The 20360-nt window shown below is 71.4% G+C and carries 14 protein-coding genes and 1 tRNA gene; 6 read left to right on the top strand and 9 right to left on the bottom strand.

The genetic code is table 11. From position 1 onward, the window contains the following. Positions 1-67 precede the first annotated feature (67 nt). Positions 68-2539 (top strand): bifunctional metallophosphatase/5'-nucleotidase, encoded by a 2472-nt coding sequence (locus tag ASF23_RS15580; protein ID WP_055955748.1) that lies wholly within the window; start codon positions 68-70, stop codon positions 2537-2539. Between the two features lie 333 nt (positions 2540-2872). Here the strand turns inward: ASF23_RS15580 and ASF23_RS15575 are convergent, their stop codons facing one another. The 3 genes from ASF23_RS15575 to efeU are packed head-to-tail and all read right to left on the bottom strand — an operon-like array spanning position 2873 to position 7030. Further along, positions 2873-4201, bottom strand: a complete 1329-nt coding sequence (locus ASF23_RS15575) for a Dyp-type peroxidase (protein WP_235510916.1) — start codon at positions 4199-4201, stop codon at positions 2873-2875. Beyond that, complete coding sequence (gene efeO, locus ASF23_RS15570; RefSeq protein ID WP_055955746.1) at positions 4198-5424, bottom strand: iron uptake system protein EfeO; 1227 nt, start codon at positions 5422-5424, stop codon at positions 4198-4200. The genes ASF23_RS15575 and efeO overlap by 4 nt, the downstream gene beginning before the upstream one ends. Next, positions 5411-7030: an iron uptake transporter permease EfeU gene (gene efeU, locus ASF23_RS15565; RefSeq protein ID WP_055955743.1), complete on the bottom strand. Its 1620-nt coding sequence runs from the start codon at positions 7028-7030 to the stop codon at positions 5411-5413. The genes efeO and efeU overlap by 14 nt, the downstream gene beginning before the upstream one ends. A 160-nt stretch (positions 7031-7190) precedes the next feature. On the opposite strand from efeU, the gene ASF23_RS15560 reads away from it, so the two are divergent. Further along, the gene (locus ASF23_RS15560) at positions 7191-7985 is read left to right on the top strand and encodes a trimeric intracellular cation channel family protein (RefSeq protein ID WP_082474235.1); all 795 of its coding nucleotides are present in this window, start codon (positions 7191-7193) and stop codon (positions 7983-7985) included. Here the strand turns inward: ASF23_RS15560 and ASF23_RS15555 are convergent. The 5 genes from ASF23_RS15555 to ASF23_RS15535 form a co-directional block, all read right to left on the bottom strand. Further along, positions 7982-9229: a Fic family protein gene (locus tag ASF23_RS15555; protein WP_055955934.1), complete on the bottom strand. Its 1248-nt coding sequence runs from the start codon at positions 9227-9229 to the stop codon at positions 7982-7984. The genes ASF23_RS15560 and ASF23_RS15555 overlap by 4 nt on opposite strands. Before the next feature lie 103 nt (positions 9230-9332). Beyond that, entirely contained in the window at positions 9333-11702 is a 2370-nt protein-coding gene (locus ASF23_RS15550) for a transglutaminase family protein (RefSeq protein ID WP_156364563.1), read from the bottom strand. A gap of 76 nt (positions 11703-11778) precedes the next feature. Further along, positions 11779-13107, bottom strand: a complete 1329-nt coding sequence (locus tag ASF23_RS15545; RefSeq protein WP_055955737.1) for a DUF58 domain-containing protein — start codon at positions 13105-13107, stop codon at positions 11779-11781. Positions 13108-13123: 16 nt separating this feature from the next. Then, positions 13124-14110 carry an AAA family ATPase gene (locus ASF23_RS15540; protein ID WP_055955734.1) on the bottom strand — a complete coding sequence of 329 codons (987 nt, stop codon included), beginning with the start codon at positions 14108-14110 and terminating at the stop codon, positions 13124-13126. Positions 14111-14285: 175 nt separating this feature from the next. Then, a complete protein-coding gene (locus ASF23_RS15535) occupies positions 14286-15383 on the bottom strand; it encodes a hypothetical protein (protein WP_055955731.1) in 1098 nt (365 codons plus the stop codon). Positions 15384-15564: 181 nt separating this feature from the next. Between ASF23_RS15535 and ASF23_RS15530 the strand changes: the two genes are divergently transcribed. The 4 genes from ASF23_RS15530 (at position 15565) to ASF23_RS15515 (ending at position 20150) form a co-directional block, all read left to right on the top strand. Further along, positions 15565-16497, top strand: coding sequence for an acetamidase/formamidase family protein (locus ASF23_RS15530; protein ID WP_055955729.1), 933 nt, complete (start codon positions 15565-15567; stop codon positions 16495-16497). A 241-nt stretch (positions 16498-16738) separates the two neighbouring features. Continuing rightward, a complete protein-coding gene (locus ASF23_RS15525) occupies positions 16739-18190 on the top strand; it encodes a DUF4832 domain-containing protein (protein WP_055955930.1) in 1452 nt (483 codons plus the stop codon). Positions 18191-18392: 202 nt separating this feature from the next. Then, positions 18393-19415: a DNA-3-methyladenine glycosylase 2 gene (locus ASF23_RS15520; RefSeq protein WP_200919380.1), complete on the top strand. Its 1023-nt coding sequence runs from the start codon at positions 18393-18395 to the stop codon at positions 19413-19415. A 9-nt stretch (positions 19416-19424) separates the two neighbouring features. Next, entirely contained in the window at positions 19425-20150 is a 726-nt protein-coding gene (locus tag ASF23_RS15515; protein WP_055955726.1) for a hypothetical protein, read from the top strand. Between the two features lie 119 nt (positions 20151-20269). Here ASF23_RS15515 and ASF23_RS15510 read toward each other — a convergent pair. Further along, positions 20270-20358, bottom strand: a tRNA-Ser gene (locus ASF23_RS15510). Between the last annotated feature and the right edge of the window lie 2 nt (positions 20359-20360).

Below are 20360 nucleotides of genomic sequence, written 5' to 3'. Positions count from 1 at the left end.
GACCTCATAGGTTCTCGATGACCCTCTGTCGGGGGTCGTCCCGCAGCCACCAGGAGTCCGCAGAACGATGCCAGCGCGCCGCACCCCCGCCCAGCCCCGCACCACGACACCCGGGCGGGCGCGGTTCCGCCGCGTCGCACTCGCCGGCGTCGCCCTCGGCACGATCGGGCTCGGTGCCGTGATCGGCACCCCGGCGAGTGCGGTCGAGGACACCACCGCCGCGCCGACCACCACCACCACACCCACCGCCGCGCCGACCGCCACGACCACACCCACCGCAGCCGCGCCCGCAGCAGCCGCTGCGGCGGCACTCACGACGATCGACCTGCTCGACATCAACGACTTCCACGGCCGGATCGAACCGGTGCCGAGCAGCCCGACCCCGAAGCAGGGCGACCCGGCCGGTGCCGCGGTGCTCTCCGGTGCCGTGCAGTCCTACCGGACCGCGAACCCGAACACGCTGTTCGTCAGCGCCGGCGACAACGTCGGTGCCTCGACGTTCACCTCGTTCGTGCAGGACGACCAGCCGACGATCGACGCCCTGAACGCCGCGGGCCTCGCCGTCAGCGCCATCGGGAACCACGAGCTCGACCGCGGCCAGGCGGACCTCCGCGACCGGATCATCGGTGCGGACGGCAACCGGAACGCCGACTTCGACTACATCTCCGCGAACCTCGTCGACAGCGCCACGGGCGAGCCGGCGTTCGACGCCTTCTCGGTCAAGGAGGTCGGCGGCGTCCGCGTCGGGTTCATCGGCGCGACGACCGAACTCATCCCGGAACTCGTCAGCCCCGCGGGCATCGAGGGCCTCGAGATGACCGACGTCGTCGACTCGGTGAACGCGGTCGCCACGGACCTCACCGACGGCGACGACACCAACGGCGAGGCGGACGTGCTCGTGCTCCTCCTGCACGAGGGCGCGGCGACCCCGGACCTCGCATCCGCGACCGACGGCTCGGACTTCGCGCACATCGCGTCGGGTGTCACGAGCAAGGTCTCGGCGATCCTCTCCGGCCACACACACCAGCTCTACGACCACGAGATCGTCCCGGCCGACGGCACCACGCCGCGACCGGTGATCCAGACCGGCTCGTACGGCTCCTACCTCGGGCACCTGCGGCTCGAAGTCGACACCGACGACATGTCCGTGGCGTCGATCACGGCCGAGAACGTGCCCCTGGCCCTGAACGGCTTCACCGCCGACCCTGCGGTCACCCCCATCATCGACGCCGCGAAGGCCATCGCGGCGGTCAAGGGCAAGGTCAAGCTCGGCGAGATCACCGACGACTTCCGCCGCGCGGAGCAGACCAACGGCGACGAGAACCGCGGCGGGGAGTCCACCCTCGGGAACTTCGTCGCCGAGGTCCAGCGCAGCGCGACCGAGCGGAACGGTGCACAGATCGCGTTCATGAACCCCGGCGGACTCCGCGCGGACCTGCTCACCGCATCGACCGGAGCCGACGATCCCGCCGGGAACGTCACCTACCAGGAGGCCGCGGCAGTCCAGCCGTTCGCGAACACCCTCGTGGTCCTCGACCTGACGGGCGCACAGATCAAGGCCGCGCTCGAGCAGCAGTGGCAGCCGGCGGGTGCGGGCCGACCGTTCCTCAAGCTCGGCGTCTCGGACGGGTTCGGGTACACCTACGACCCGACGGCAGCGGCCGGATCGCGCATCGCGACGATGACGCTCGACGGCGCACCGATCGACCCCGCGACGACGTACAAGGTCACGGTCAACTCGTTCCTGGCGTCCGGTGGCGACAACTTCACGGCGTTCGACGGTGCCGCCGCGAAGGCCGACAGCGGCCAGGTGGACCTCCAGGCGCAGGTCGACTACTTCGCGAGCAACCCGGTGGTCTCGCCGTCGCTCGACCAGCGCGCCGTCGGTGTGCGGACCACGCCGGCACCCGCGGCCGGGTTCGCGCCGGGCGACAGCGTGACGATCGACCTCTCCTCGCTGACCTTCAGCACCGCGGGCGAGCAGGGTGGCACGGTCTCGGTCGCGTTCGACGGCGAGCAGCTCACCACCGCCGACATCGACCCGACGATCGTCGACACCACGGACGAGCAGGGGCGCGCATCGCTCACGTTCACCGTCCCGGAGGCGGCTGCCGCCACGGCACGGACGGGAGGCACGGTGCCCGTCACCGACACCACCAGCGCCGCCGACGTGGTCACCACCGCAGCCGTGCAGCGCGACTTCGTCGTGACGGTCGCCTCGACCGGGCAGCAGATCACGGTCCCGCTGGCGATCGCCGCCGCTGCCGTCGAGCCCACCGATCCAGGGGACGGCGGGACGCCCGGCGGGACCCCGGGTGCCGGTGACCCGGGTACTGGTGCCCCCGGAGCAGGCGGCTCGGTCGACGGGCCGGCTGGTGCGACGACCGTCGGCGCCGGTGGCACGAACGGTCGCGCGGGGACCGGTGCACTCGCGTACACGGGTGGCACGGTGCTCGCTCCGGGCATCGCCGCCGGGGTGCTCCTCGCCGCGGGGATCCTGCTGCAGCTCCGCCGGCGCCGGGCGCTCCTCGGGAACTGAGCCCGTCCCTCCCGTCCGTCGCATCGGGTCCCGTGTCGTGCGGGACCCGATGCGCGTTCCCGCACTGCTCCGCACACCCCGTGTCCCCGCTGCACGCGCCCCGCATCCCCGCTGCACGTACTGTGCAATCGGAGGCGCGAGCGGTAGCCTGAGACGTCGCATCGCGATGCGCTGCTGCGGTCACTTCATTCCGGGCGGTGGTTCCGCCTGACGAGACCCAGTGGCGCGGGTGCTCTCCGCCTCCAGGGAAACGGCGGAGGGCACCCTTCTCACACAGCAACCGCGCGTCAGCGAGCTCGTGCTCGTGCTCGAGCTCGAGCTCGAGCTCGAGGCTCAGCGGAAGAGCTGTTCCGCGATGTACGACCCCTTGCGGGGCGCCGGGGGGACCGCGAACACGGCCGATCCGATGTGCGACACGTACTCGTTGAGTCGGTCCGAGGCGCCGAGCCGACGCTGCAGCCGCGTGAAGTGCTCGGGGTCGCTGACGTACGCCGCGAACAGCAGCCCCGCGTCGAGCTGCCCGAACGAGTTCAACCCGTCCGTGTAGTTGTACGGGCGCCGAAGGATCTTCACGCCGCCGTTGTTCTCGTGTGCGGCGAGGGCGATGTGCGACGTCGGGTCGATCTTCGTGGCGCCGGCAGCGGTCTTCGCGGCGAAGTCCGGTGCCGTGTGCTCGGTCCCGCCGGACAGCGGACCGCCCTCGACCTTCGTCCGACCGAAGATCCGCTGCTGGTCGCTGATCACGTCGGCGTCCCAGATCTCGATGTTCATCTGGATCTTCCGGACGACCTGGAACGTGCCGCCGCGCATCCACGCGGTCTTCCCGGTGGTGGCGGAGTCGGGCAGCCAGACGAACTCGTCGTGGTCGGCATCGGTCTCGATGTTCCGCGTGCCGTCCTTGAACCCGAGCAGGTTCCGCGGGGTGGACTGGTTCCGCCCGGCGGACGCCCGTCCGAAGCCGAGGACGGTCCAGCGCACGGTCGCGGTGCCCCGTGCGATGCGTGCGAGGTCCCGGACGGCGTGGTAGGCGACCTGCGGGTCGTCCGCGCACGCCTGGATCGACAGGTCGCCGCCGGACAGGGTGTCGTCGAGCCGGTCGCTCGGCAGCGCCGGGATCTGTTCGAGTCCCGCCGGGCGCGCGTCGGCGAGTCCGAGGCGCTCGTCGAAGACACCGGGGCCGAGGCCGACCGTGACGGTCAGGGACGCTGGACCGAGGTCGAGGGCCTCCCCGGTGTCGGCGCCGACGCCGTCGCCGTGCCCGGGCACGACCGAGCCGACGGTCTTGCCGGCCTGGAGCTGCGCGATCGACGCGGACCAGCGGGCGAGGAGCACCTGCAGGTCCGACGCGACGGAGCTCGCCAGGTCGAACGCCATGAACACGCAGTACCGCTGCGGTTCGGTGCGGATGCCGCCCTGCGGGTCCCCCGCCGCCGTCGCGTAGAAGGGGTGGCTCCTCGACAGGTCGATCGACTCGTCGCCGGGCGGCGCGGTGGCAGCCTCCGCGCCGAGTGTCCCGCCGACGCCCGCCATCGCGCCGATGCCGGCCCCGGCGGCTGCGAGCCCCCCGCCGAACAGCCCTCGGCGCGAGACACCGGTCGGTGCGCCACCATCCGTGGGATCCGCACTCTCCGCGGGGGTCTCCCGTGCCTCCCGTTCGGTCACGCGGTCGCGACCTTCTCCGCGAGCCGGGACAGCGGGTCCTGGAGCGCCTGGATCTGCTGCGAGATCTTATTCGCATCGGCGCTCTTCGCCTGGGCGTCCCACGTGACGAACCCGCCGAGGTCGTCGCTGCTCCGGTACCCGTCCATCATGGTGTTGGTGGTGTCGAACTCGGCGGCGATCTGCTTGGTGATCGTCGGATCGAGCTTCTGGAGCCCCGGCTTGAGGTACGCGAACGCCTGACGAGCGCCCTCGACGTTCGCGGCGAGGTCGACGAGGTCGATGTGGCTGTACGCCTCTTCCTCGCCCGTGATCTTGTTCGACTGGACCTCTTCGAGGAGCCCCGCGGCGCCGTTCGCCAGGTCCTCGGGCTTGTACCGCAGCGTCGGGACGAGCTTGTCCAGCAGTTCGACGTTCGTGGTGAGCTCCGCCGCCAGGGTCTTCGTGTCGTCGGTGATCGCGCCGTTCTGGAAGAGGTCGCGCTCGACGGCGTGGAACCCGTGCCAGCCGACCTCCGGGTCGAGGTTCGACGCCCGCATGTCGAGCAGGTAGTCGAGGTTCCCGGCGTTGTCGGTCGCCTTGTAGCCCTTCTTGATGAACCCGTCGACGTCGCTCTCGACGTGCTCGTAGTACGGGCGGGCGTTGGCGTAGTCGGTCTTCGCGGCATCGAGGTTCCCCGCGTCGATGTCCGTCTGCAGCTGCTTGACGGCGGTCACCATGTCGCTGACCTGCGCGTCGACGTAGTCCGAGTACCCCGTGCTCCCGCTCTTCAGGAGGGTCGCGGCGCTGCTGTTCGCGGTCGACGCGACCTTGCCGGTGACGGTGATGTCGGTGAGCTCCTTCGTCGCGCCGGGGCAGTACACCTGGTATGTGCCGCCGCCGAGGGTGGCGGTGAACTTCACGGGGTCGAGCCCGGGGGCGAGGTTCTCCTTCTCGCCGAAGATCCGCTGGTCCTGCAGGAGCTCGACCTCGGTGATCGCGGTCGAGGACTCGTTCTCCACGGTGAACGTCACCGGGCCGGCCGGCACGGAGTCGGCCGACACGGCGCACTTGTCGGAGCCGTCGTTCGTCAGCGTCACCGACACCCGGGACACCGTGCCGGAGCTGCTGGCGTCGTCGGTCGCGGACGACGACGAGCTCGCGCAGCCGGTCAGGGCGAGGGTGGCCGCGGTGACGGTCGCGCCGAGGATCAGGACGGAACGCGTGCGGCGATCACCGAACGGCATATGTGGAGCTCCTTGTGTCGTCCCGTGCCTGCTGCGGCTCGGGAGTGCTGTGCGTGATGGGGCTGATGGGCTCGCGGGTCGCGCGACGGCGGTCGCGGAGCGCGAGGAGGATCTGGACGAGGGCCGCCGCGCCGAGCGCGATCGGGAACCACACCCGCCAGAGGACGGACTCACGGGAGGCCCGGTCGGCGTCCGCCAGGGACGCGGCGGTCCGCTGCACGGTCGCGCTGGGCACGGCCCAGTCGGCGGCGCCGAACGAGTAGGTCCTGGTGCTCGGGAGTCCGCCGCCCGACAGCGTCAGCACCGTGCGGTCGACACGCTGGGCGTCGAGCACACCGCCGCCGACGGTCCAGAGCGTCGTCGTCGCGCGGCTCGACCACGAGGCCGTGTACGGGCCGGGGTTCTGGCTCGGCGACACGCCCACCGGGACCCGGCCGAACAGGGTCGCGAGGTCGTCGACGCTCATCGTGCTCGGCCGCCCTGCGGTCGAGGACACACCAGCGGTCTGCCAGCGGTCGGCGGTGACGCCGTCGTGGGTCGTCGTCGTGCGGGTCCCCGCGGGGAAGGTCGTGGTGCGGCCCCGCGCGGTGAGCGTCGCGCCGGTGCCGGTGCCCGTGCTGTCGCCGTCGGCCTCGACGCGGACGCGGAACGGGTCGGTCGAGCCGCCGTTCGCTGCACCCGGTCGGACCGAGACCGTCGTCGGGACGTCCGCGTGGCCGGTCGGGACCGCGACCGCGAGGAGCACGGCGGCGAGCGCGAACACACCGGCGAACGCGGTGCGGAGGAACGGGAGTCGCGCGGCGCTCGGACGACGGGACGCCGGCCAGACCGTGAGGAGCAGGACGGGCACCACGTAGCAGAGCCAGCCGAGCACCTCGATGACCCGCGGGTCCGGCGGGATGCCGAGGACGCCCGTGACGAGGGCGCCCTGCACGGAACCGTTCGGCGCGAGCCATGAGAGGTCGACCGTCTTCTGCTGCCCGACGACGATCCAGCCGGCCTCGTGCGCCCGGCGGATGACGGTCAGGACAAGGCCGCCCGCGACGAACACGAGGAAGATGCCGGTCCCGGTGAAGAACTTCGACAGGTTCAGGTGCACCCCGCCGGTGTAGATGCCGTAGCCGACACCGACTGCCACGAGCACGCCGATGACGGCCCCGAGCGCTGCGAGCGCCGTGTTCGACGACGCCTGGAAGGTCGCGAGGAGGAACACCGACGTCTCGAAGCCCTCCTTGAGGACGGCGAGGAACGCCATGCCCGCGAGCGCCCAGGCGGTACCCCGACCCATCGCGGCGCTGGCGCTCGACTCGAGCTCGCGCTTGAGCCCCCTCGCGTGGGTGCGCATCCAGATGATCATGCCGGTGACGAAGACCACGGCGACGACCCCGATTATCGCCTCCATCGCCTCCTGCTGCGCCTGCGGGAGCGCCTGCTCGACGGCCTGGAGTCCGACCCCGACGCCGATGCTCAGGAGCACCGCGACCCCGACGCCCAGCCACATCGGAGCGAGGGGGATCCGGTTGCGTCGGAGGAACGCGGCGATGATGCCGACGATGAGCGTCGCCTCGAGTCCCTCGCGGAGACCGATCACGAGGGTGGCGAGCATGCGACTCCTCGGTCGGGGGTGATCGGCGGGGGTGATAGACGGGTGCGGTGGGCAGCGGCTGTGGGCAACGGCCTTGAAACTCAGGTAAGGCTAACCTAAGCCCGTCGCGCCGTCCATTCTCGAGTCCACAGGTGACGCCGGAGCCTGGGACACTGCTCGAGTGAACCTGCTCGACGCCGACGCCCTCCGCATCGTCACGAACGTCCTCGACCTCGCCGGGGTGTTCGCGTCGGCGCTCCTCGGCGGCGCCATCGCCCGGACGATGCACTTCGACCTGTTCGGGTTCCTCGTGGTCGGCGTCGTGTCCGGACTCGGGGGCGGCATGCTCCGCGACGTCCTGCTGCAGAACGGACCTCCCGTCGCGCTGACCGATCCGCTCTACGTGCCGATCGCCGTCGTCGGCGCGCTCCTGGCGTTCTTCGTGTCGATCTCCGAGGTGGCCTGGGACCGGCTGTTCACCGTCCTCGACGCCGCGGTGATCGGGTTCTGGGCGGTCGTCGGAGTCCAGCGCACGTTCGAGGCGGGTCTCGGGTGGGGCCCGGCGATCATCATGGGCACCATCACGGCGGTCGGCGGCGGGGCCATCCGGGACCTGCTGCTCCGGCGGGTACCCGCGGTGTTCGGCGGCAACGCCCTCTACGCATCCGTGGCCGTGGCGGCGTCGGTGGTGATGGTCGTGGCGTCCGCGCTCGGTGCACCGACCCTCGGGATCGTCGTCGCGGTGCTGCTGTCGGTGGGGCTCAGGCTCGCGGCGGTCCGCTGGGGATGGGGCCTGCCGAACAGCCCGAACTGGCAGCCACAGTCCGCGCTCGCGAGCCTGCTCCGCCGAGGTCGTGGGATCCGCCCCGACGCCGTCCGGCTGCTCCGACGCACGGGCAGGCGGGGTGAGGTCGAGCCTCCGCACACTGGACAGCTCCCGGTGCAGGACGACGGCGAGGGACCCGAGCGGCGCTAGTCGCCTGGCGACTGCCGTCGCGGTGCCGACCGCGCAGCTCGCGCAGCGAAGTCGTCGAGCGCCTCGATGACCTCGTCTGCGATCCAGATGCGGTTGCGTCGGTGGGAGTTCGTGGGATGCACGACCCCGTGTTCCACGAGCGCTTCGAGAGATCGGTACGCAGCCGGTGCAGAGATCCCGAGACGCGCGGCGACCACCGGGGCCGACACCACCGGTTGTTCGAGGAGGAGGTCGGCGACACGGCGCGCGGAGTGATCAGTCCGCAGTCCCGACAGTGCATCTGCCCACGTGGTTCGAGTCGCGTGGAGGTCAGCGGCGAGTAGCCGACCGTTCTGCACGGCGAAGACCGCCGCAGCGCTGAAGGTCCGGACGATCGGATCGACGTCGCCCGCCCGGTAGGAGTCGAGCGCCGCGTAGTAGCCCTCGACGTCATGCAGAAGACCCGCCGAGACCGGCACCGTGACGTTCTCGGTGAGCCGAGCACCGCGGAGCATGGCCTGGACGATCGCACGTCCGGTCCGCCCGTTGCCGTCGGGGAACGGGTGGATCGTCTCGAACTGCGCGTGTGCGACGGCAGCATGCTCCAGCGCCGGGACGTCCAGACGGCGCGTGAACGCCACCAGGTCCGCCATCCCCGCCGGGACTCGATCTTCGTGTGGTGGCACGAACACCGCCTGATGTGGACTCACGCCGGACCCGCCGATCCAGACCTGCTCGTCACGGTACGACCCGGTCATCGCCGGTGCGTGGTCGACCAGCAGGGCGGCGTGCATCGCGATGATCCCATCGTCGTCGATGCCGCCGGAATCGATCCGTTCCACCAGGTCGAGGGCGGCTTGCATCGCCCTGACGTTCCGGACGATGAGACCGGCGTTCCCCGTCGTGCGCTCTCCGAGCTCGGTCTCCGCGATGGCGCGCGCGCCACTGGTCAGGTCCTCGATCTGCGACGACGATGCCGACTCACTCCGCAGGAGGATGGACGCGAACGGCATCATCGACGTTCCCAGCTCCGCATCGAACCGCGTGAGCATCGCTGACGCCTCCGCTGCTTCTGCGGCCGTGTCGTCGTCGACACGCACGGTGAGTTCCGCGATCTCGGGCACGATCGACGCGGTGTAGGGCCCTCGACTCAGATCCCACTGTCGGCGGGTCAGATCCTGCCGGTCGAGACGGGAGACCCACGGACGTTGCTCGGCACCGAGCGCCGGCCACCGCGGTGCACTTCCGACACGCTCATCCGACATGTTCATGATGCTAGCCCTTGTTAACGTTTTCAGCGAAAACGTCAACAAGGAGCATCCGTGTTGACACTTGTCGTTCCGCGGTCGGGCCCCGGCCAGACCCTCCTCAGGCCCGACGTGGTCTCCGCGAACCGCCCGGGGACCATGCCGACGACGGCATCAGCGATGACGGCCACACGCGTGACAGGACCAGCCTGCGGGTCGGGACGGACGCGTCCAGCGCGCTGCGGGCCTCCAGGACGGCCGCGACAAGGCTCGCGGACCCGGCGTCCGACGCACCCGACGGTCCGTACCGTTCCTGGTCGAGCGCGTCGACGATCGTCGTGAGCGGTGGCACCACGCCCGGCGGCAGGACGCCGCGGAGGCGGCCGAGCGTCGCGCGTGCGGTCCGCGCGACCGCCGCCGGATCGTCCGGCGGGGCGATGCCCGGTGCGTACCCGTGGTCCGCGACGTCGTCGAGCACCTCGCGCCACGCGTTCATGGCGGGATCGCGACCGGCCGACGTCGACGCGACGCGACGTCGGCGCCGGGCCGCACGGAACAGACCCGGTCCGACCAGCACCAGCGCGAGCGCGAGGATGCCGAGTCCGATCCCCAGGCCGGCCCCTGGACCACCGGACACTGCACCGGTGCCGCTGGCCTGCGGCGTGGTCGACGGGGTGGCCGCCCCGGTGGTGGGCGACGGGACGGAGTTACCGTCCGAGGGCACCGCGGACGGGGTCGCAGCCGCCGATGGTGTCGCGGCCGACGTCGGGTCGGTCGTCGACGAACCGGCCTCGTCGACGGGGGTCGGCTCGAACGCGACCCAACCCGCGCCGTCGATGTAGAGCTCCGGCCACGAGTGCAGCTGCCGGTTCGACACCGCGTACTCGCCGTTCTCGTCGGCGCCACCCGGACGGTAGCCGACCGCGATCCTCGAGGGGATGCCGAGCACGCGGGCCATCACCGCCATCGAGGACGCGAAGTGCACGCAGTAGCCGGACCGCACCTGCAGGAACTTCGCGATGACGTCCATGCTGTCGCCGTCGTAGCCCTGCTCGACCGGCGCCGTCTCGGAGTAGGTGAACCGTCCGCTCCGGAACCAATCCTCGAGTGCGCGCCCCTGCTCGTAGGCGTTGCCGGCGTTCCCCGCCACGCGTTCCGCAGCGTTCCGGATGCTCGCCGGCAGGTTCTTCGGCAGGCCGAGGTCGGTGGTCAGCTGCGACTTCGAAGGCTCGATCCAGCCCGGTCCACGTCGACCCTCCCGCAGGTATCCCTGTGCCGCCGCGGCATCGAGGTAGGGGCTCGCGAACGTCGAGGACCCGGACACCGAGTACAGATCGCCCCGGCGGGTGACCGGTCCGGTCGAGCGGACCGTGTTCGAGTCACCCATCCAGCGCCACTGGCCGAGGTCGAGCGTCGTCGACCTGGACTGCACCGACGTCGACCCGGCGGGCACCGGCAGGTACTGGCTCGACAGCCCGGTGATGCGGATCTCGGCGTCGCCGCGCGTCGCGAGCCGCGGGTTCACGCCCACCGCGTACTGCCCCTGCTCGGCCGTCGGGGCGTCGCTCGCGTCGATGACGGTCGGCACCCAGTCCCCCGTGCCGAACTCGTCGAGGTCGGCGAGTTTCAGGTACTCGGGCGATCCGGTGGTGGTCCGGTACCGGAAGACCTCGATCTCGGTCGGACGACGGAGGTCGTCGCCGAGCTTCAGGAGCGTCCCTGGTCGGCCGGGCTGCAGCGGGGCCTGGATCGCGCCGGTGACCCCGGAGAGCCAGCTCGCGTCGAGGGGCACCACGCTCGGCAGCCCGACGGCGACGACGAGCCCGAGCACCCCGACGACCACCGCCGGGAAGGCCCGCTGGACCGGGCGGACCGAGAGCCACAGGATGCCGAGGAACGCGATCCCGGTGAGCACCACGAGGACCGGGCCGGGAGCGGTTCCGGTGATGATCCCCGGGATCACCAGCATCACGAGCGCCGGCACCGCCGCGAGCGCTGCCGTGGGTGCGATGGCCGCGAGGAACAGCGACAGACCGGCCACCCACGCGATCATCACCGTCACGACGAGGCGGATCGGGTCGGTCTGCGGGAGCGGCGCCGGGTTGACCCGGATGGCCTCGAGCGTCTGGCCGAGAGCGCCGTTCCGGTCGAGCCACCCGAGCGGCTGGATGTCGTTGAGGAGTGCGGCGGCGGACGAGCACGCGACGAGCGTCACGACGAGGCCGATGAACCGGGCCACCCGCGAGCGCCTGCGCAGTGCGAGCATCACGGCCACCACGATGACCGTGATGACGAGCGCCGACAACCACCACGCGATGCCCTGGACGAGCGGTCGGAGCGCGAGTGCGGCGACGAGTGCGGGCGCCGGTGCGAGCACCACCAGCCAGGCGGACGGGAGGTCCGGGTCGTCATCCGCGCGGTCGTCGCGCTCCAGGATGGTGCGGCCCGTCACCCGCCCGCTCGCGTCCGCGGGACGCATCGTGGCGGTCATGGTCGGTTCCCGTCGGTCATGGTCGATCTCGGTCGGTCGCTGTCGATCTCCGTCGGTCGCTGTCGATCTCCGTCGGTCACGTGAGGACTCCGTCCACCGGGACGACGAGGATCCGCCAGCCGGCACGGTCGAGGATGCCGCGGGTCGCAGCATCCGGCGGCACGATCGACACGAACAGCCCGCGCGTCGCACCCGGCATCCGGGCGACGAGCGCCGCTGCCTGCTCGGCGGTGCACCGGCCCGTGACGACCGCGGTCATGCCGTGCGCATCACGGCCGCGGACGTCCGGCAGCACCTCGCTGACCGCGCGGGCGTCGGAGCGGACCCGGACGTCCGCGAGCCCCACGAGGACCTCGGCGAGCTCACCGGCGATCGGGTCGAGACCGGAGTCGTCGGTGACGAGCGCGACTCTGGACGTCCGTGCGGCCAGGACGCGCGCCACGCTCGCGGCGACGACGACGGCGTGCTCGAACGCCGCGTCACCGCCCATGTCGGAGAGCTCGGCGAGCGTGTCGCGATCGAGCTGCTGGTACGAGGCACGGCGGACGTCGAGGAGCACGGCGGCCTCCGGCGGCTGGGCCTGGGTGGTCTGCCGGACGTGGAGCTCGCCGCGGCGCGCGCTCTGCCCCCAGTGCACCCGGCGCATCGGGTCGCCGGGGCGGTAGACGCGGAGCTCGCTGTCGTCGGCGGATCCGCCCTGCCCCGTCCTGCCCTCCTCCGCGGACACCGCCCCCGCGAGCACACCCGTGTCGATCGCGGACAGGGGTGTCGTGCGCGGGACGACCACGACCTCCTCGGCCGGAGCCACCATCCGGTCGATGCGGAGCAGGCCGAACGGGTCCTCGACGCGCACCGACGTCGGTCCCACCACCGGACGTCCACGACGGACCGCGATCGCCTCGACCTCGAGCCGGGCCGGCGGGAGGTGCGCGCCGACCTCGACGATGGCGACGGGGTCGGAGACCGCGGCGAAGTGGTCGTCGAGCCGTTCGCGGACGAGGAGCCTCGACGACCCGGGGAGTCCGACCATCCGACCGGTCACCTCGACGGTCTCGCGGAACACCTCGCCGGTCTGCACGACGGTGCGACCGCCGCGACGCCGTGCCCGGATCGGGGCGGCTCCGGCGAGCGCGACGACGATGCCGAGCATCAGCACCACGACGAGCAGCAGCCCCGCGGTGACGGCGATGCTCGTGGTGGCGACGAGCCCGGCACCGACGAGACCGATGCCGACCGCGAGGACCGTCCATCCGCGGGTCGTCGGACGTGGGAACGGGGTCGTGCGGACAGCTCGGAGCACCCGCCACACGAGGTCCGTCGACAGCCCGTTCGGCGAGACGTTCGGCCGTGCACTCGGCGGCGTGGTCGAGCGCGGCCCGGGGCCGTGCGTCGGTCGATCGGTCACCGGGGGCCCCAGCCGTTCAGGAACGCACGGGGGCGGCGCCGAACGGGACCGCGGTGTCGGCGACGAGGCGGAACACGACGTCCTTGGCGGTCTCGTCCGCACCCGCGGCGAGGCCGCGCGCGAGTGGCACGAGTCGATGCGCCAGGACGATCGGCGCGAGCGCAGCGACGTCGTCCGGCGTGACGAACCCGCGCCCCTCGAGTGCGGCACGGGCGCGCGCGGCCGATGCGAGGTGCAGCGTCGCGCGGGGACTCGCGCCGAGGAGCAGGTCCGGGTGGCTGCGCGTCGCCCGGACGAGCTCGACGATGTACGCCTCCACGTCCGGCGCGACGTGGATGTTCCGGACGGCATGCGTGATCGCGGTGAGCGTCTCGACGTCGACGATCGGTCGGAGCACCGCGAGCGGGTCTCCACCCCCGCGCGTGCTGAGCATCTCGCGCTCGGCGTCGACCGACGGGTACCCCATCGCGATGCGTGCCATGAAGCGGTCGCGCTGCGCCTCCGGGAGGGGGTAGGTCCCCTCCATGTCGATCGGGTTCTGGGTGGCGACGATCATGAACGGGGACTCGAGGCGCCGCGTCACGCCGTCGACCGTCACCTGGGACTCGGCCATCGCCTCGAGCAGCGCGGACTGCGTCTTCGGGCTCGTCCGGTTGATCTCGTCCCCGATGACGACGTTGGCGAACACCGGGCCGGGCGAGAACCGGAACGATCCCGTGGCCTGGTCGTAGATGTTCACGCCGGTGACGTCCGAGGGCAGCATGTCGGAGGTGAACTGGATCCGGCTCACCGTCCCGCCGACGGACGCGGCGAGCGCCTTCGCGAGGACGGTCTTGCCGACGCCAGGGACGTCCTCGACCAGCAGGTGGCCCTCGGCGAGCATCACTGTCAGGGCGGTGCGGATGGCCTCGGTCTTGCCGTCGATGACCGTGCCGACGGCCGCGACGATGTCGGCACCGATCGCGCGGATGCGGTCGACGGGGAACGGTGTCGATTTTGGCACCGAGCAACCTCCAGGCTGATGATCGTCGGCCCGGAGCGCGCGTGGCCGCGGCAGCTCCGGCCCGGACGGGGACGTGTCCGCGAATGCTACCTCGGCGGGGTGGAGGGGTCCCGAGGATGCGTCTGCTGGCCCGTCTCGGCCGTGGTGCAGCCGTCGACTCGAGCGGCCGATCGGGTCAGCGGTGTTCGACGCCGCTGAAGTCCGGGCTGCCGTCCGGTCCTGCCGGGAGTGGCGTGCCGTCGACGTACCGCGGCCACGCGAGGACCCGGAGTCGCGGCGGTTCGGGCTCGTACCGGTGATCGTCCGACGCGCGTCCGCTCGAGGTCGCGGACGGAGCGGAGGGGTCCTGTCTTGTCGCGGAGGGGTTCGGCGCGGGTGTCGCACCCCAGCCGTGACCGACCGGAGTCGATGGGCGGACGGAGGTCGGGCCTCCCGTCCGGTCGTGCTCGCCCGGCTGCCATGCGATCGGTGGCGTCGCCACGTCCTGCGGCGTCGCCGCGGACTGCGTCCCCACGTACAGCGGCGTCGGGACGTACCGCGGATCGACGGTCCCGCCCTGCGGCCAGGTCGGACGCGGCCCGAAGAGCGCGTTCGAGAGCGGGACGAGCACGGTCCCGAGGACGACCAGGATCGCGACGACCCAGAGCAACCGCCAGAAGGACTCGCCGAAGTGCGTGTTCGGGAACAGCAGCGGGATCGACACCAGGGCCGCGAGGAGCGCGATGAGCCCGACGGTGACCTTCGCCACCACCTGGAGCACGGGCTTCCGGAACCGTCGGTGGATGTTCAGCAGCAGATGCACCAGCAGGAGCGCCGCCCGTGCCACGACCACCAGCCCGATCCACTGCCAGAACTGCGTCCCGATCGTCCAGATGGGGTCCTCGTACCGGGCGGAGATGCTGTCCGGACGCAGGATCCAGATCTTCACGAGGCCGACGACGAGCAGGTACATCGACGTCACGACGCTGGCGAGGGCGAACGTGCTCGACCGTCGTGACGACACGTCGGCGTCGTACCAGGACAACAGCGCGAAGACCACGACGACCAGGATCATCAGGAGCAGCTGGAGACCGACCGTCCCGAAGTCCCCGATCAGGACCGCGACCACCCCGACGAGTCCGGCGGCGATCACCGCGCCGATGATCGTGCGGAACACGAGCGGACGGACGCGCGCCCAGACGTCCGGGCGGTGAGAGTCGGCGGGCTGCGTCGGCGGATCCTGCGTGGGTGCGTTCTGTGACGTCGGCGTCGACATCGGCTGGTGTTCGTTCACGGCGGGTTCCTCCTGCGTCGTCGTGGTCCTGGAACGCTACCGTGCGGCGGGCTGCGGGCTGCGGGACGGGGTTCTCCACAGACCGGCCGTGGATCGACATCGGAACACTGATGCACAGGGATCGACCGCGGAATGCGGACCTCGGCGCACGACGACCATCCCCGGTGCGAGGATCGCCTGCATGACCACCCACGAACTCGACAGCACCCGCGCGACCACGATCGACGTCCTCACGGCCGAACGAGCACCGGTCCTGCGGGTCGAGGACGGCGACACCATCACGGTGCGGACGCTCAGTGCGGCCGGCTACACCGAGCCACTCTCCGAACCAGGCGGGGACGCCCCCACCCTCATCGAGAGTCGTCGCGGCCACTGCCTGGTCGGCCCGCTCGCCGTGGCCGGAGCCCGCCCCGGCCAGGTCCTCGCCGTCCGCTTCGACGCACTCGTCCCCGACACCTGGGGCTACACGGGATCCGGCGGCGTCGACACGATCGTGAACCGCGCGCTCGGACTCGTCGACGACGCCGACCGCGGGCCACTCCTCTGGACGATCGACGACCAGGGCGGCACGGCGACGAGCCAGGTCGGCATCGGGGTCCGGACCGCGCCGTTCCTCGGCCTCGTCGGGCTGCCGCCGGAGTCGACCGGCGAGCACTCGACGATCCCGCCCCGCACCGTGGGCGGCGGGAACATCGACTGTCGGGAGCTCGTGGCCGGCTCGACCCTGTACGTGCCGATCACGGTGCCGGAGGCGTTCCTCCACGTGGGCGACGGACATGCGGCACAGGGCGACGGCGAGGTGTCCGGCACCGCCGTGGAGTGCGGCATGACGACCACGATGACGGTGTCGCTCGTGGACGACCCTCCCGTCGCCGGCATCCACGCGGAGACCCCCGCTGGCCGGATCACGTTCGGCTTCGATGCCGACCTGAACGTCGCGACCACGACGGCGCTCGACGCGATGACCCGGTGGATCCAGGCGCTGCACGGCGTGACGAAGGGGCAGGCTCTCGCCCTCGCGAGCGTCGCGGTGAGCATGCGGGTGACCCAGGTCGCGAACGGCACGTGGGGCGTGCATGCCCTCCTCCCCCTGGACGCGCTGATCGCGCGCTGACCAGCGGCGCGCACGCGCGGCCACCGGAGCCGACCCGCAGACGGACTGGAGGCACGGCACCAGGCCGCCCCGATCCTCCCGTCCGCCACCGGTTCCGGTGGTGCGGCATGATCGTTTTGCACAATTCGTGATCCACTCTTGCGCGCTTCTGATCATTCGGCGTACCGTTCCACCACATTCACGCATCGGTGGCGGCGATCAGGGCTCGTCGGGACTATCGGTGCACCACGAGGGGATCTCCATGTTCCGCCGTTCCGCAACGATCGTGCTCGCTGCAGCCGCAGCGATCGCACTCGGCGTCCCGACCTCCGCGTCGGCCGCCACCGACCTCCATCACGGCCCCGGCCCGGGCCCGAGTCCCTCGACCACGACGGTCTCCTACGCCGCGAGCGACGCGGTCATCGCGAACCCCGAGCGCGGGTTCGACCACACCACGGAGACGCACTACCGCGCCGACGGATCCGGGTACACCCCCCTCGACCTCGCGACGCTCCGGTCGTACCGTGCGGACGGCATCACGCAGATCGTCCGTGTGTTCTACATGGAGAAGTTCGCGAACCAGGCGCAGCTCGATCCCGCGTGGCTCCGACTGGTCCAGCGCGACTACGACACTGCGCGGCAGGCCGGCGTCGGGGTCATCACACGCTTCGCCTACGTGCAGGGCGGGGACTACCCCTACTCAGCGCCGTACGGCGATGCCGATCTACCGACCGTGCTCGGTCACATCCGACAGCTCACCCCGATCCTCCGACGGAACGCGGATGTCATCCCCACCCTCCAGGAGGGCTTCATCGGGCTCTGGGGAGAGGGCTACTACACCGACCACTTCGCAAGTGACCCCACCAACCCCGGCGTCCTGACCGACGCCGACCAGGCCGCGCGCCGGCAGGTACTGCAGGCGGAGCTCGCGGCACTGCCGTCGAGCAGGTCGGTGCAGGTCCGCACGATGGCGATGAAGCAGGCCGCCCTCGGTGTGCCGTCCGGGACCGCGGGCGCACTCACTCCCGCTGAGGCGCACGACGGATCGGCGAAGTCGCGGATCGGACACCACAACGACTGCTTCCTCGCCTCCCCCGACGACTTCGGGACCTTCCTGACCGACCCGCTCTCGCTCGACCAGGACTACCTGGCCGCCGACTCCCGGTACGTGCCGGTCGGTGGTGAGACCTGCGCGGTCGATGCGCCCCGATCCGAGTTCCCGTCCGCGTCCGCAGAGATGGCGAAGTACCACTACAGCTACCTGAACAGCGACTACAACCAGGACGTGCTGAACACCTGGGGCACCGCAGGACTCACCGAGACCGCGAAGCGCCTCGGCTACCGGTTCACGATGACCTCGAGCACCGTCGAGAATCGCGGACGGACCCCGTCTGTCTCGGTGTCCGTGCGGAACGACGGCTGGGCAGCGCCGTACAACGCACGCCCGGTCGACCTCGTCCTGACGAACGGTCGCCGGAGCGTCACGGTGCCGGTCCGGACCGACGTGCGCTCGTGGCAGCCCGGTCAGACCGTGACGGTCGCTGCGCAGCTGCCGCACCTCTCGCGCGGCAGCTGGTCGGTCTCGCTCGCGCTCCCGGCGGCCGAGCGGAGCGTCTCCGGCGACCCGGACTTCGCCATCCAGACGGCGAACGTCGGAACGTGGGACGCACGCACCGGGCTCAACCGCCTGAACCAGACGGTGACGGTGCGGTAGGTGTGGACCATCGGCCCCGAGCTGCTGCCGCGGCTCGGGGCCGATGTCGTCGGTCGGTGTGGGCGTGCGCGGTCGGTGTGGGCGTGCGCGGTCGGTGTGGGCGTGAGCGGTCGGTGTGGGCGTGAGCGGTCGGTGGGGGCGTGAGCGGTCGGTGGGGGCGTCCCTTGGGGTCCGCGTCGGCGGTCCCCCGTACGGTTGTCCCGTGCCGACGACCAGCGACCAGCTCACCCGCCGTCTGCGAGCTGCGACACCGATCGACCGTGAGTCCGTGCTCCTCATGCTCCGGAACCACGCCATCCCCGGCGCCGAACGACTCGAGCACGACGGCACCCGACTGACGCGACTGCTCACGGTCGACGGCGTGGATCGTGCGGTCACGGTCGTGGTCGACACGGGTCACATCGACGTCGAGATCGACGACGGCGACGACGGCGACATGGACGGCGACGCTCTCGATTCCGTCGCGGCGAGAGTGTCCGCGTGGTTCGATCTCGACACGGACCTCGATGCGGTCTCGGCCGCGTTCGACGACGATCCGACAATCGGCCCACTCGTCCGAGAACGACCGGATCTCCGGGTGACCGGGTTCCCCGACGGCGCCGAGTCCGCGATCATGCACGTCCTCGGCCAGCAGGTTTCGATGGGGGCCGCGCGGACGTTCGGCGGGCGACTCGTGGCGGCGTTCGGGTCCCCCGGCCCGGCGGGCCTCACGCGGTTCCCGACGCCACAGGTGCTCGCCGGACTGCCGCTCGAGGAACTCCGCGCGGCAGTCGGCATCACGAACGCGCGGGCGCGAACGGTGCAGGAGCTGGCGCGGGCCCTCGCGGCGGGTCTCCGACTCGACCCGATCGGCTCGGACGGTCGACGGCTCGATGCCGGCACGCTGGCCGCAACCCGTCGGACGCTCCTCGCTCTGCCGGGCATCGGTCCGTGGACGGCGGACTCGATCGCGGTCCGGGTCCTCGGCGATCGCGATGGGTTCCCGTCCGGCGATCTCGTCCTCCGCCGGGCGATGGGTGTCCGGACTGCGCGCGAGGCGGACGCGCTGGCCGAGCGATGGCGTCCGTGGCGTGCCTACGCGCTCTTCCACCTGTGGATGCACGCGATCGCTCCGACACCGGTCCCCGCGCCGGCACTCACACCGGCACCGGCACCGGCACCGGCACCGGCACCGGCAGCGGCACTCACACCGGCACCCGCGCCCGCGCCCGCGCCTGCGCCGTAGGCTCGCACGGTGGCATCCACCCTCTCCTGCATCGGTCTCGGCGCCGCCACCCGCGAGCAGTTCGGCGAACTCATCGCCCGCATCGGCGCAGCCTCTGACGCCTCGACCACCGTCGACGGCGTCACGGTCCACCGGTGGCGCGACGCATCGGGTGCCGAGGTGTCGCTCGCGCTCGACCAGGACAACGAGCTCGCAGAGATCGTGCCGACGCTCGACGTCACGAGCGTGCCGCGACTGCCCGTCGCGCACCTCGGCGACCTCGGACGCGGACCAGCCCCGCTCTGCCACGCCGCCGTGTTCGAGGACGGCGAGCAGGTCACGGCGCTGGCGTTCGACACGGCCCAGTCCTGGGACCTCGGCATCCGAACCATCGCGCCCAGGTTCGACGCCCATGTCGTCGCGCTCGGAGTCGCCATGACCGCGTACGCGGATGAAGCCGACTTCCTGGCGGCCTCGTCATCCGGAGCGAGCGCCGCAGCCCGCTTCGCGCCCGAGTCGTTCATCCCCTCCGGCATGTTCGGGAACACCCCGTCCGCGCAGAGTGTCCTGAGCGGCACCGTCCTCAGTGCCGAGCGCCGGACGAACACCCTGTCGGGGCAGGACTTCATCGTCGTCGAGGTCCGGACCGTGGGCTTCACAGCCGCGGTCTGCCTGCCGATCGACGACTTCCCCGAGCTCCCCACCGTCGGCGGGATCCTCTCCGGTGGATCGCACATGACGGCCACGCTCGTCTGAGCCCGAGGCGGACGAATCCGACAACGGATGAACCCGACTACAGGCGAGCCCGACAACGAAAAGCCCCGGCGGACCATGTCGGTCCTGACCGGGGCTTTTCGCAATGTTCACGATGTCCGCGGAGACGGAGGGATTTGAACCCTCGGTTCCCTTGCGGGAACTCCACCTTAGCAGGGTGGTGCACTAGGCCGAACTATGCGACGTCTCCAT

The sequence above is a fragment of the Curtobacterium sp. Leaf261 genome, from assembly GCF_001422205.1.
Taxonomy (GTDB): Bacteria; Actinomycetota; Actinomycetes; order Actinomycetales; family Microbacteriaceae; genus Curtobacterium.
Note: the sequence above shows the minus strand (reverse complement) of the source record. Positions and strands in the feature narration are given on the sequence as shown.

Excerpts from the sequence above, each read along its gene's own strand:
- ASF23_RS15580 (WP_055955748.1), top strand. The coding sequence starts at position 68 with ATGCCAGCGCGCCGCACCCCCGCCCAGCCCCGCACCACGACACCCGGG.
- efeO (WP_055955746.1), bottom strand. The coding sequence starts at position 5,424 with ATGCCGTTCGGTGATCGCCGCACGCGTTCCGTCCTGATCCTCGGCGCG.
- efeU (WP_055955743.1), bottom strand. The coding sequence starts at position 7,030 with ATGCTCGCCACCCTCGTGATCGGTCTCCGCGAGGGACTCGAGGCGACG.
- ASF23_RS15555 (WP_055955934.1), bottom strand. The coding sequence starts at position 9,229 with ATGTCGGATGAGCGTGTCGGAAGTGCACCGCGGTGGCCGGCGCTCGGT.
- ASF23_RS15550 (WP_156364563.1), bottom strand. The coding sequence starts at position 11,702 with ATGACCGCCACGATGCGTCCCGCGGACGCGAGCGGGCGGGTGACGGGC.
- ASF23_RS15530 (WP_055955729.1), top strand. The coding sequence starts at position 15,565 with ATGACCACCCACGAACTCGACAGCACCCGCGCGACCACGATCGACGTC.
- ASF23_RS15525 (WP_055955930.1), top strand. The coding sequence starts at position 16,739 with ATGTTCCGCCGTTCCGCAACGATCGTGCTCGCTGCAGCCGCAGCGATC.